General features: G+C 39.7%; 11 protein-coding genes and 1 other annotated feature. Of the genes, 2 read left to right on the forward strand and 9 right to left on the reverse strand.

Annotated elements, in window-relative coordinates; genetic code table 11:
• Positions 1 to 10 precede the first annotated feature (10 nt).
• The 6 genes from trpA to NST76_RS15170 are packed head-to-tail and all read right to left on the reverse strand — an operon-like array spanning position 11 to position 5,807.
• The gene (gene trpA, locus NST76_RS15145; RefSeq protein WP_089934884.1) at positions 11 to 802 is read right to left on the reverse strand and encodes a tryptophan synthase subunit alpha; all 792 of its coding nucleotides are present in this window, start codon (positions 800 to 802) and stop codon (positions 11 to 13) included.
• The gene (gene trpB / locus NST76_RS15150; RefSeq protein ID WP_271910518.1) at positions 799 to 2,010 is read right to left on the reverse strand and encodes a tryptophan synthase subunit beta; all 1,212 of its coding nucleotides are present in this window, start codon (positions 2,008 to 2,010) and stop codon (positions 799 to 801) included. Before trpB ends, trpA begins: the two co-directional genes overlap by 4 nt.
• Positions 2,010 to 2,624, reverse strand: coding sequence for a phosphoribosylanthranilate isomerase (locus NST76_RS15155; protein ID WP_342544099.1), 615 nt, complete (start codon positions 2,622 to 2,624; stop codon positions 2,010 to 2,012). Before NST76_RS15155 ends, trpB begins: the two co-directional genes overlap by 1 nt.
• Positions 2,621 to 3,412, reverse strand: coding sequence for an indole-3-glycerol phosphate synthase TrpC (trpC, locus tag NST76_RS15160; protein ID WP_342544100.1), 792 nt, complete (start codon positions 3,410 to 3,412; stop codon positions 2,621 to 2,623). The genes NST76_RS15155 and trpC overlap by 4 nt, the downstream gene beginning before the upstream one ends.
• The gene (trpD, locus tag NST76_RS15165) at positions 3,409 to 4,440 is read right to left on the reverse strand and encodes an anthranilate phosphoribosyltransferase (protein ID WP_089934892.1); all 1,032 of its coding nucleotides are present in this window, start codon (positions 4,438 to 4,440) and stop codon (positions 3,409 to 3,411) included. The genes trpC and trpD overlap by 4 nt, the downstream gene beginning before the upstream one ends.
• Positions 4,440 to 5,807, reverse strand: a complete 1,368-nt coding sequence (locus NST76_RS15170; RefSeq protein WP_342544101.1) for a chorismate-binding protein — start codon at positions 5,805 to 5,807, stop codon at positions 4,440 to 4,442. Before NST76_RS15170 ends, trpD begins: the two co-directional genes overlap by 1 nt.
• Before the next feature lie 99 nt (positions 5,808 to 5,906).
• Positions 5,907 to 6,151 (reverse strand) — a binding site (T-box leader).
• A 322-nt stretch (positions 6,152 to 6,473) separates the two neighbouring features.
• Between NST76_RS15170 and NST76_RS15175 the strand changes: the two genes are divergently transcribed.
• Positions 6,474 to 8,162, forward strand: a complete 1,689-nt coding sequence (locus NST76_RS15175) for a methyl-accepting chemotaxis protein (protein WP_342544103.1) — start codon at positions 6,474 to 6,476, stop codon at positions 8,160 to 8,162.
• A gap of 74 nt (positions 8,163 to 8,236) precedes the next feature.
• Here NST76_RS15175 and secDF read toward each other — a convergent pair whose 3' ends face one another.
• Both secDF and NST76_RS15185 read right to left on the reverse strand, forming a co-directional pair.
• Positions 8,237 to 10,504, reverse strand: a complete 2,268-nt coding sequence (secDF, locus tag NST76_RS15180; protein ID WP_342544105.1) for a protein translocase subunit SecDF — start codon at positions 10,502 to 10,504, stop codon at positions 8,237 to 8,239.
• 347 nt (positions 10,505 to 10,851) lie between these two features.
• The gene (locus tag NST76_RS15185; RefSeq protein ID WP_036124425.1) at positions 10,852 to 11,160 is read right to left on the reverse strand and encodes a post-transcriptional regulator; all 309 of its coding nucleotides are present in this window, start codon (positions 11,158 to 11,160) and stop codon (positions 10,852 to 10,854) included.
• 93 nt (positions 11,161 to 11,253) lie between these two features.
• Between NST76_RS15185 and NST76_RS15190 the strand changes: the two genes are divergently transcribed.
• On the forward strand, positions 11,254 to 12,771 hold the full coding sequence (locus NST76_RS15190) for an oligosaccharide flippase family protein (RefSeq protein ID WP_036124428.1): 1,518 nt from the start codon (positions 11,254 to 11,256) through the stop codon (positions 12,769 to 12,771).
• Here the strand turns inward: NST76_RS15190 and NST76_RS15195 are convergent.
• Entirely contained in the window at positions 12,768 to 13,403 is a 636-nt protein-coding gene (locus tag NST76_RS15195; RefSeq protein ID WP_036124431.1) for a DUF421 domain-containing protein, read from the reverse strand. The two genes, NST76_RS15190 and NST76_RS15195, sit on opposite strands and share 4 nt — an antisense overlap.
• Positions 13,404 to 13,407 lie beyond the last annotated feature (4 nt).

Raw genomic sequence — 13,407 nt, forward strand, 5'->3', positions numbered from 1 at the left:
AAAGCCTACTCTATAGAGTAGACTTCTCGAATACACCTTTTGAAGCGGCCACTAATGCTGCTACGGTGGTCATATCTTCTTCATGCAATGCTGTTACAATAGCACTACCAACAATAACTCCATCTCCCAATGACCCCATCCTTTTCACTTGCTCAGGTGTTGAAATACCAAAGCCTGCAAGCACAGGGATTGAACTTGCTTGACGTAGACTTGCAAAATGCTGCTCTAAGTTTGCAGCAAAACGGGACCTTGCCCCTGTAATTCCATTCACAGTCACAGCATAAACGAAGCCCTGACTAGCTGCTGCAATATGAGCAATACGCTCAGGAGGACTTGTTAAAGAGACAAGTTGAACAACATCAATGGTATATGGGTTTAATGCCTCCCGTAATAGAGCACTTTCTTCTAATGGAACATCTGGTACGATTATTCCCTTAACGCCCCCAGCTACACAGGCTTTTGCAAAAGCCTCTAAGCCATACGCTAACACTGGATTGAAATAAGTCATGACAACTAGAGGTACCGTGATTTCATCTCTAAATGAAGTGAGCGTTTGCAATACCTTCGTTAATGTTACGCCAGCTGCGAGTGCACGTTCTCCTGCCCGCTCAATTGTTGGCCCATCTGCAACAGGGTCTGTAAAGGGGATACCTACTTCAATAGCTGTCACACCTAGCTGCTGTAGTGTTAGGATGGTTGGCTTGATCGTTTCTAGCCCTCCATCACCTGCCATGATATACGGAATAAAGGCTTTGTTTCCTGCTACCTTTGCTTGTTCAATTGCTTGTTGTAACGTCGTCATTTGCCATCTCCTCCTAGTACCGCCCTAACCGTGTGTACATCCTTATCTCCGCGACCAGACAAGCACACTACAATGATCTGGTCTTTCGGCATGGTTTTAGCAAGTTTTGCTGTGTAAGCAATAGCATGGGAACTTTCAAGCGCAGGAAGTATCCCCTCTGTTCGACTTAACAATTGTAAGCCTTCTAGTGCCTCAGCATCTGTGATGGCGTCAAACTGCGCTCGACCGATATCATGTAAATAACAATGTTCTGGCCCTTTTCCCGGATAATCTAACCCCGCGGAAATCGAATGTGCTTCTTGGACAAAGCCATTTTCATCCTGTAATAAATACATGTAGGCACCATGCAATACACCTAATTGTCCACCTGCAATTGCCGCAGCGTGTTTCCCTGTTTCAAGACCACTCCCTGCCGCCTCTACACCATATAAAGCGACTGATGCATCATCTACGAACGGATGAAACATACCAATTGCATTACTGCCGCCACCAATACAAGCCACAACAGCATCAGGTAAACGACCTTCCTTTTGCAAAATTTGCTTTCTCGTTTCTACCCCAATGACACGCTGAAAGTCTCGAACGATTTTAGGAAATGGGTGAGGTCCTAGGGCAGAGCCTAAAATATAATGCGTATCCTCAACATTTGTCACCCAATAACGTAGCGCTGCATTCACAGCATCCTTTAAAGTTTTAGAACCACTTTCCACCGATTGAACCTTTGTGCCAAGCAACTCCATGCGAAAAACATTTAACTGCTGACGTTTCATATCTTCCGCACCCATAAAAACAACACATTCTAGATTTAATAAGGCACAAGCAGTAGCCGTTGCCACACCATGCTGTCCTGCACCTGTTTCAGCAACAATTTTCTTTTTGCCCATGCGTTTGGCAAGAAGCGCCTGCCCAATCGCATTGTTAATTTTATGTGCACCTGTATGATTTAAATCTTCACGCTTTAAATAAATCTTAGCTCCTCCAAGTGCGCTCGTTAAATTTTCTGCGTAATAGAGTGGGGTTTCTCGCCCTACATACTCCTGTAAATAATAGGATAGCTCCTCTGTAAACATTGAATCCTTCATCGCTTCTTCATAAGCTGTTTCTAATTCTAGTAAAGCTGTCATTAATGTTTCTGGCACATAACGTCCACCAAATTGTCCGTAACGACCTTCCTTAGTCGGTACATTAAATGCGATTGAATTTCCCATTATTCGCTCCCCCTCTTTACTGCCTGCAAAAATGCCTGTATTTTTATAGAATCTTTGACTCCGTCTGTTTCCACGCCACTTGATACATCCACCATTACAGGAGCAACACTTGAAATGGCCGCTTCAATATTGTCCACATTGAGACCACCCGCTAATAATAATTTCTCTCTTGGAATACCTACTTCCTCAAGTAACGTCCAATCAAAAGTATGACCGCTACCACCTTTAAAATCTGTTCCAGGCGCATCAAATAAATAATAATCCACCTGATAATGAACAGCTGCTTGAACATCCTCTCTTCCTCGTATCGACAATGCCTTAATGGCTGGGTAGCCTTGCTCCTGAATAAATGCTGGCGTTTCCTCTCCATGATATTGCACATAGTCTAAAGGCACGCGCTCTACCGCTTCCTTTAATTCAGCTGGTGTGGGATTGACAAAGACACCTATTTTCAAAACACCTCGTGGCACCTCCTTCGCTAACTGTTGGGCTTGCTCAACAGTTACACGACGTTTACTTGGTGCAAAAACAAAACCAATGGCATCTGCGCCAGCATGAATAGCTGTTTTGACATGTTCTTGTTCTTGTAATCCACAAATTTTGACTTTTGTCATATAGAAGCTGCCTCCTTTAGTACCTGTAAACATTGTAGTGCTTGCCCCGCGTCTTCACTGCGCATCAATGCCTCCCCTACAAGAACGCCACTAGCTCCCATTGTGGCAACTTGATTGGCATCTTCCTGTGACCAAATACCACTTTCACTAATTAATATACGTTGCTCACTGAATGGGAAAACTTCGGCAATTTCTTTTGTCCGTTGTAGACTAACCTCAAAGGTACGTAAATCCCGATTATTGACACCAATCAACTTTGCATCTACTGCAAGAGCACGTTCAAGCTCCTCTGTATCGTGTACTTCCACTAAAACTTCTAGGCCTAAGCCCGTTGCATAACTATATAAGTCGCGTAAAGCGTCATCCGTTAAGGCCGCCACAATTAATAAAATAATAGAGGCACCTGCTGCCTTCGCAAATCGAATCTGCACCCGATCTATCATAAAATCCTTACAAAGAAGAGGCGTGTCAACAACATGAGCAACTGCCGCTAAATCTTCAAAGGAGCCTTTAAAAAACGCCTTATCTGTTAAAACAGAAATAGCTGCTGCTCCTGCCTGTGCATAGACCTGTGCTTGAGCAACTGGATCTGCCGCACCAGCGATGACCCCCCTGGAGGGCGAAGCACGTTTCATTTCAGCAATGACCTGTAATGTTGTAGCTTGACGTAATGTTTCGACTAATGAGGGTCGTGACTTTTCTGTAAAATTTGCTAAAGGATCTGGCTGCTCTAATAAAGCACCTATCTCAATTTTCTTTTGCTGCAGAATTTTATAGAGTATATTCATTGCCCTACCTCCACTTCTTTCATTTGTTCACTGTAAGTAATAACTGCTTCCAATTTTTTCAATGCTCTCCCACTAAAAATACTTTCCTTCGCCATCGCGACACCTTCTTTAATGGTTTCTGCTTGACCATAACCGAATAAGCCAATACCCGTATTTAATAACACCGTATCTAAGTACGCACTGTGCTCTCCAGCCAATATTTTTTTCATAATGACCGCATTGTCATCTGCATTGCCACCACGGATAGCTTCTAAAGGTGCTGCTTGAAGACCAACATCTTCAGCCGACAAGGAGAAGGGAATTAAATCTCCTCTATCTACTAGGACCAATGTATTTTGTCCTGCTAAGGAAGCCTCATCAAGCCCCTTAGGACCTGAAACAACAATGGCTCGCTCCCGCCCCAGCATCTGTAGGACTGAGGCATATTCCATGACAAAATCAGGACGATTAATACCTGTGAATTGCGTAAATAATGGTACTGGATTGGTTAAAGGACCGACTAGATTAAAAATCGTTGGTTTTCCTAATGAACGACGAACTTCGCCAATTCGCTTTAATTTTGGATGAACATTCGGTGCATAGATAAAAGCAATTCCTTCTTTCTCTAGCAATTCAATCGTTTGAGGTATGGAAATAGCTGTATGAATACCTAATGCCTCCAACACATCTGAGCTACCCGAGGATGAAGATATTTTACGATTCCCATGCTTTGCCATTTTGACACCTGCTCCAGCTAGTACAAAAGCAGAGGCTGTACTAATGTTGAAGGTATGAAGACCATCTCCACCCGTACCACAATTATCCATATAGTCGTCTTCTTTTACAGCTACATCACGTGCAAAAGAACGCATAATGGTTGCTAATGCTGCTACCTCGTGTGCTGTTTCCCCTTTCACAGCTAAAGCCGTTAAAAAACTGGCGATTTCCTCTTTAGGTGTCTCATCCTGAAATAACCATTGCGCGACCTTTAGCATTTCCTCATACATCAGATGTTCACCTTGCACTACTTTCCGTTGTAATTGTTCCATCAGTTTCGCCCTCCATCGTTAACCAATAACTGTAAAAAATCTCTTTCTTCCTCTTGCACTTGCTGTAACACGTTAGGGATATTCGTATATTTAGTCATTGTTATTGTAGATTGCATATACATCGTTTCATGTTCAACTACAATGGATTGCGCTGTTAAAGCAAAATCCAAATGGCCATTGAATCCAATAAAACCAAGAGCATCACCAAAAATACCTGCCATGTGTGACCCATTCTCTAAGTAACGTGTCACCTGCTTCTGAGAAATCCCTGTAACTGAAAATGGTGGGATTGTTACTGCCAGTACATCCAGAGCGTGCAACATAGGTAAAAGCCGACCTTCTACTCTCGACGTCAAGTGCAATGCCTGTTTTGACCTTTCAATACGCATGGCCTCAATGACCTGAACAGAGTCTCGAAAACAAACAGACTGTAATTTTTGCTGAATGGCACTAACGAGTATTGCATGTGAATTTCGAATGTCCGTTTGTTCATATAATGTGCGCTCATTTTTTAGGTCTTCACTTTTAGTCTCCCCACGTGGATAGGTGCCCTCCGTTGGTGTGGCTATCACTCGCTCCCCCTTCACTCGTATAAGGCTGTCAGGAGAAGTGCCTAATATAACGTGATCCTCAAACTCTACATAATACATATAGGGTGCAGGTTTTTTTTTGCGTAGCTGTCTGTATAAGGAAAACGCATCACCTTGAAAATTTGCTACATAACGCTTAGGCAGTACTACCCTTGTTATGTCATCATTTAACTTGGTTTGCATCGCCTGTAACTCTGCTGCAAAGGATTCATCCGTTGCCTTTTCTATTGCGTGATAATGATAAGTTGCTTCGTCATAAGCATCACCATTTAATAATTGTTGGGCCAGCACTTCCAAATCAGGTTGCTGTTTTTCCGCATCAATATTTGTATGAATCAGTGTCACTTCATCTGTTAAATGATCGAACACAATGATCGTTTCATACACATGGAAGTGCGCATCAGGAAGCCCTATTTTCTCGTCAGCGAACATTGTCGTTCCGCCATGACCTATATATCCGACAGCACCTCCTGAAAACGGAAATTGTGTCGTATTAGAGATACGTGGCATAAGTCGTTTAAGGAGGACAAAGAGCTCCCCTTTATGCACATATGTTTTTCCCGTTTTATAGGATATCTCCTGAATTTCTTGTCCCACACCTTTATAGGTTTTTCGTGGATTCGCACCAATAAATGAAAATCTGCCTGCTCCCTCATGCTGTGCAGAGCTCTCCAGCAAAAATTTATATTTCCCCTGTAAACGTCTGAAAATTAAAATAGGTGTTAAAGAATCGCCATTGATAGTTTTCATTTTTGTTCTTGAACTCGTTGTTTGCATAGCTTATAAGCTCCTTTTCAAAAATTCCTTTTGCTAATGTCTAGACGAATGCTGAAGCAAAATAAAAAAAGCCCTCTGCAAAAAGGATTATTCCTAATTGCAGAGGACGATCATGACCGCGTTGCCACCTCATATTAGAGCATATGCTCTCACTTTTGTGCTTTCTATGATGACCAGCTTCATTTTAGCCATACATTCAAAGCACCCCTATAACGTGGGGAATCACGTTCGCTTTTAAAAGCGACTCTCATAAGTCCATTCACATAAGCTGTAAATCAGTTCACACCACCCACTGACTCTCTAAATTACATACCTATGCTACTACTCTTATTCAACAATTTCTCAGCTATTCTCATCTAAACTCAGCTCATCTGTTCTTAGGCTGACCTCGCTCCCGAAGCCTTCTACCTTGACCGAACAAAAAGTTAGCCTTAATTCTATGCCAAACCAATTTAATTGTCAATTAATTCTGAAGAAAAAGATTGAAATTTATGTTTTCGTAAGAACTTTTTATGTAGGTATATTATCCTTCAAAAAGGCCTTAAAAGGGAAAAGGATTCCTTACTATTGAATATTTTCTGAGTATTGACCATGTAAATATATCAAGTTATAGTAATTTCAGAACAATAATTTTTTCCATATAATATATAGAAAGTAGGAACGTATATGTCCGTTCGCAAAAAATTAAATTTAGGCTTCATTTCTTTAACCTGTTTACTATTCATTTCAAGCATCTTATCATTTCTTCAATTCAAAACAACACAAAATGATTTAGAGGAAGTATTGAAGCATCGTATTGTTCAAATTCAATTAACGGAGAATATACAGCAACAACTTGCGTCTCAAGGTTTATTTTTACGCTCCTATGTTTTAAATAATAAGGATGAAGCAGCTCGGGACAATTTAGAGCGTTATCACAAACTTTTACCTGAAACAGTTCAAGAACTTTCTGGTCTTGTTCGCTCTGATTATACAAAAGATATTATGCAACAAGTCACTGCATTACAAAACGAGTTACTAGCCTCTTCAGCGAAAGCCTTGCAAGCGTTTAATAGTGGCAATACGGATTTAGCTCTCACTTACATAAATAACGATGTCACAAAATACAATAAGGAAATTTTCAAGCTAACAACTGATTTATTAGCTTATCATGATGAGCAGCTTCAAAAGGTCGATCAAGAAGTGAACCATACCGTTTCACGTGCTCTTATTATTTCCATTAGTCTACTAATTGCTAGTATTATTATTGGTATATATTTTATGTATTTTGTTAAAAACTCCATTGTTCAGCCATTACGGAAGGTCACTGAAGCAGCAGACACATTAGCACAAGGAGATTTAACAATCGCTGAGCTTGACCATCAGACAAAAGATGAAATTGGCATACTTGCGGGTGCAGTCAATACATTAAAACAAAGTCTAGCTGGTCTGATGACGAACATCCAAGATAGTGCATCCCATTTATCAGCTGTCTCTGAAGAGCTTACTGCGAGCACAGAGGAAGTAACGGCAACATCCGATGATATTGCACAAAGAATTCAAGAAAACGCAACATCTCTCACTTCTTCCGCTCGTACCTCGCAGCAAAGTGCTGTGGCAATGGATGAAACAGCAGCAGGTGTTCAACGCATTGCTGAGGCGACACATAGTCTTCACCACAATACAGAGAGTATGCGCCAACTAGCCCATACAGGCGGAGCAACGATTTCAACAGCGAAAGAACAAATGAATATCATTTCTGTGGCTACCTCTGAAATTGCCACATTGACCCAAAAGCTAAGTAAGCAATCGGAAGAAATCGGACAAATTACAACCGTCATTACAGCCATTTCAGAACAAACAAATTTACTTGCACTCAATGCGGCCATTGAAGCAGCAAGAGCTGGAGAACATGGTAAAGGCTTTGCCGTTGTAGCTGATGAAGTGCGTAAACTAGCAGAGGAATCCAATCAATCTGCTAATCAAATTGTTGCCATTACGAAGGAAATCCTAACAGATACGCGCAATGTGGCTAATGCAGTGGACCATGGCTTAGCTTCTGTACAGGACGGCGTGTCCAAAATTCACGAGGCAGGAGATGCTTTCTACTCTATTACCTCAGCGGTCACAGCCTTTACAGAGCAAATTGAAGAAATATCTGCCACATCCGAAGAAATTTCAGCAAGTGCCGAGCAGGTTGCCGCCTCTGTCACCGAAACAGCCAATGTTTCAAATCAATCAGCTAGCAATTCTCAACTGATTGCAGAGTCTGTTGACGAACAAGTGGCGACAATGCAGCAAGTGAATGCGGTTGCTGAGGAATTAAGTCAGAATGCGCAACAGCTCCAAGAAGTCCTTCAGCAATTTAAATTATAAATACACTCGGCAATCTCGCCTACAAAAAAGCAGGGAATAGAAAACGAATCGTTTTCTATTCCCTGCTTACTAAATTATACTGTAGGTTCGTCAGTTCCCCATTGTTTTTTCTCTTTCTTGAGTAGCTTTCCATCTGATTTTTTCATTTCACGAATTTTTAATGAATACCAGATTTGAGCGGCGATACAGATAGAAGAATACATACCTGTAATTAAACCAATCAATAAAGCGATAGAGAAGTTTTGAATAGATGGTGCACCAAAAATTAATAGGGATACAACAACGATAATAACAGTTAACACTGTATTAACAGAACGTCCCATTGTTTGGCGTAGCGATTTATTCACAATATTTGCCAATATTTCACGGTCATTAATGGTATCATATCGATCTAAGTTTTCACGCATACGGTCAAAGGTAACGATTGTATCATTAATGGAATAACCAACAATTGTTAAAACAGCCGCAATAAACGTAATATCTACCTCTAAACGCATGAAACTAAACACAGCAACAATTAAGAATACATCATGCAGAAGCGAAACAATTGCCCCGACCCCCATGCGCCATTCAAAGCGAATAGCCACATAAATGATAATACCTAGTGCTGCAAGAGATAATGCCTTAATGGCATTTTTCACAAGTTCCTTACCAACAGTAGGAGATACTGTACTTACAGTAGGTTTATGACCATATTCCTCAGTTGTTTCTTTTTGGAATTTCAAAATCTCTGCTTGAGATAAATCGGTTTTATAACGTACAACCGCTGAGGTACTCTTTTCTCCTGAAAGAACTACATCTTCCGAAGGGAAGCCGATGCTATCAACATATTTTTCCACTGCTTCTTTTGTTAATGTTTGATTTGCTTCAATTTGAATACGTGTACCACTTGAGAAATCAATACCAAGGTTTAGACGGAAAATACCAAGAACAACTAAACCAGCCACTAAAATAGCTAATGAGAATGTATAGAATTTCTTACGATTGTGTACAAAGTCAAAGCGATCAAATTTTGTTGATAAATCTAATGCACCAATATTTTCATCCAGACTATGTTGTTTTGATTTCGCAATACCATACCAGGCTGGATTATTGAAATAGCCACTGTTCACAAGTAAACCTAATAGTACACGTGAGCCCCACACTGCTGTTAAGAAGCTCAATAAAATACTAATGATTAATGTTGTAGCGAATCCTTTAACAGAGCTTGTCCCAAAGTAGAATAGTACACCTGCTGCTAATAATGTAGTTAGCTGTGCATCAACAATGGCTGATAAAGATTGTTTAGAGCCTAGTAGGAAGGCTTGCTTCGCCGAGTAGCCGACACGTAATTCTTCTCGAATACGTTCTGCTGCTAAAATATTGGCATCTACTGCCATTCCTATACCAAGCACAATGGCTGCTATACCAGGAAGCGTTAAGACTGCATTAATCCAATCAAATACAACCAGTACTAGGAATGTAAATACACCAAGTGTGATGATCGAAATAAAGCCTGGTAAACGATAGTAGAATAGCATAAATAAGAAAATGATTACTACGCCAACAATACCAGCGAAAATAGTGCTTTTCAGTGCTTCATCACCAAATTGAGCACCCACAGAAGTTGAATAAATTTCATCAAGTTTAACAGGTAATGCCCCTGCATTTAAAATACCTGATAGATTTTTTGTTTCTTCAACAGAGAAATTACCACTTATCATTACATCTGTTGTATTTAATGTTTGAGAAACTGTTGCTGCAGATGCATAGCGAGGCTTCGCTTTCTGTGATTCCGCTTTATAAGAATCAACACCCTCTTCGAAGTCTAACCATACAACCAATAAATTTTGTCCTGCGGGTTTCGCAGCAATCTTACTTGTTACATCAGCAAATTTTTTCGCATCTTTTAATTTTAGCGAAACAATTGGGCGATTTTGTTGGTCAAAGGAAGCACTTGCTCCATTTTCTTTTAGATCATCTCCATCTAATAATAAATTATCATCAACATCACGGAATGTTAAATTCGCAGAAGTAGACAATAACTTACGTGCAGATTCTTGATCTTCAACACCTGCTAATTGCACACGGATTCGGTTTTCTCCCTCAACTTGAATGCTAGGTTCACTTACCCCAATAGCATTTACACGGTTGCCAAGAGCTGTTGCCGTAGCAGTGACGATTTCAGGTGTAATTTTTTGACCATCTTTTAATTCATTTACCTCGTAAAGTACTTCAAACCCGCCCTGTAAGTCAAGACCAAGCTTGATGTCCTTTAAGACGCCGTTTACAGTCGTACTAATTCCTGCTGCGAAAAGCACTAGAATTAATAGGAATGCAACTATACGACTTTTTAGTTTCATCAATAAATCCTCCTCGAATTGGTGTAAGGGCTGTCCTTACACGCCAAACAAGTAACTAGCAATACCTTTTGAAACGTTTAATCCTCCTTTTCCTTTAGAATCGTGTTACCTGTGCCTCAAAAAGGTTGCTCTACTTATTCAATCGTTCATAACGCGCAAGTTTATCTTTGTATTATTAGGTACTAGCCTTCCAAATGCAAGTAAAAGAGCATTCAAGACTTATGTAAGTAAAAACTTATTCAAAATAAAAAAAGCGCAACACACTTATTATGAAACAGGTTGCGCTTGGTGTCAATTCAACACATTTAGGATTCTTTGAAATATTGTAAAATTTGACACATCCTTGATTACGTTCTAACTGGACCAAGCAGTAATTGTAATTCTTCCATACCTACTTCTTCAAACCAATTATTACTTTGTAAAAACTCTACTTGATTAAATGAGACAATATCAGATGGTGATACCGCAAAAATGGTCGCAATCACCTCATGTAAACGTAGCTGTTCGATTTTCTTTTTACGCCATTTTTTTTCAATACAGTAGCGCCAAAGTTCTTCCGCCGTAATGGCATCATATTGATAATGTTTGAACTCTGCCATCTTACTATCAATTGCCGGACGGATTTTTTCAAATAGTTGCTCATATTGCATACTCATTTTGAATCATCTCCAATCAAAGTCGTAACGTAAGACATGTTTGCATACAAATAGTGTAAATGAATTTTTGCGGCTTGAGAAGGGACGGATGGCATGAGTTCTTTTGTAAGAGGTACATTATTTTTAATGTTCGTGATTTTTTTATCTAAACTTTTTGGCTTCTTTTATAGAATGCAATTTATGCGTATTGCTGGTGAAGAGGCTGTCGGCATTTATATGACCGTCTATCCAGCATTTATTTTCTTTATCTCACTCATTCAACTTGGACTACCTATCGCTGTAGCTAAAATCGTGGCAGAATTACTAGCAAAAAATAAGCGCGAAAACATCTTTGGTGTCATGCGTACGGCCATTCTTTGGTCATTCATAGGTATGATCATTTTTATGCCACTCGTTGCACTCACAATACCATATATTTCGACGACGCTCTTACATAATGAACAGACAACATTTACGCTATGGATTGCACTCTTTGCTGTACCTGTGTCCGTTGGATCTGGGTTATTACGTGCTTATTTACAGGGTGTAGCTAAAATTACCCCAACTGCTTGGGCTCAAATGATTGAGCAAATTGTCCGAATTAGCTTCATTACGTTAATGCTGCCTTATGTGGCTAATTACAATAATGCGGCTGTTACTGCTGCTGCTGCAATGGGTATTACACTTCTTGCTGAGGTTGTAGCATTCCTCTATTTATGGCTACATTATATCGTTTCGAAAAAGAGACTATTGACGCGTAAAACTAAAATCGAAGGCTACCCTGCATCACCCATGCTACGTATTGCCCTTCCCTCTGCGGGCAGTAAGCTGTTTGGTTCTTTCACTTGGTTTTTAGAACCGATTATCTTTTTAAAAGCTTTGACAGTTGCAGGTTTAACCGCTTCTGCTGCTACTATTTTATATGGTGTCATCTCTGGTGTTTTAGTACCCTTACTATTGTTTCCAGCTTTTGTATCAACAGCCTTATCCATTGTACTAATTCCAGCTGTGAGTGATGCCGTCGCTCGACAGCACATCCCGCTGTTACAAGAGCGAATTTCGGTCTCCCTAAGATTATCTTCCTTAGTAGGCTGCTTTGCTGCTACGTATTTCTTTGTACATGGTGATGAATTAGCTATGAAGCTCTTCCATCTAGAAGAAAATCGAGGGTACGTTAAAATTTTAGCACCAATTTTTTATTTTTATTATATTCAAAGCCCACTCCATTCTATCTTACAAGCGATTGGTGAAGCTAAAGCTGCTATGATGAACTCCATCTATGGTGGACTCGGTAAATTATTTGTGATGTTTGTACTAGCCTCTCAACCTGGCATTCAGGAAAAAGGAGCCGTCGTAGCTATTGGTTTTGGTGTTTTACTGACGTCCTTCCTGCATATCGCAACTGTTAGACAAAGAAAAAACCTACGTGCTGGCTTCAGAATGTTTGTCGTACCTTATAGTTGCTTTATTGCCGTTTGTGTCGCACAGTATTTTCTTATTCCAATCTTATCACTACCATTTATTTTGAGCAGTGGTGTTACATTATTTTTACTGTTTACTTTTTTATTATTTACCAATCAGTTACGAATCACTGATTTCCGCTACATCAAAAAATTAGCGAAGAAGGTTTAAGATTCTTTTAATTGGATGTGGAGCTTATGGTCTTCCCAAATACAAAAAAATACCGTTTCACTGTTTGTTATATTGTTTTTAGCTAGCTCACCCATTAACCAATCCACATCTTTATGCATGGTCAATAAATGTCTTTCTTGAATATCGCCATCGATAATAAGTGGATACACGAAAGCTTTTTCATCTTTTTTATAGATGGAAAGATTGCCTGATGGCTCTAAATAGGCAAATGCCACATCTGTCACTGATGCAACGCCATTTTCTCGTAATTGCTGACATAAATCATCTAAATTATAGCGGTGTTTTCGCATCTCACTCTCTAAAATAACACCATCTTTTACTAATAAAGCTGGGTCACCATCCACTAAATCTCGTATTTTTTTGAACTTTAACGATAAGTAAGCACTTAAAATTTGAATAAAGAGCAAAATAATGATAGGTAGTATGGCATTAAAGAGAGGATTTTTAAAGTCATCTAGCGCAAAAGCAGCAACTTCTGCAATCAATACAAATACAACCAAATCTATGACTGATAATTCTCCTACTTCTCGTTTACCCATTAAACGGAAAACAATGATAATAAACACATATAAAAAACAAGTTCGAAAAATAATATGGTAATATTCTTCCATAGAA

The organism is Lysinibacillus sp. FSL W7-1291 (assembly GCF_038593415.1).
Classification (GTDB): Bacteria; Bacillota; Bacilli; order Bacillales_A; family Planococcaceae; genus Lysinibacillus; species Lysinibacillus fusiformis_D.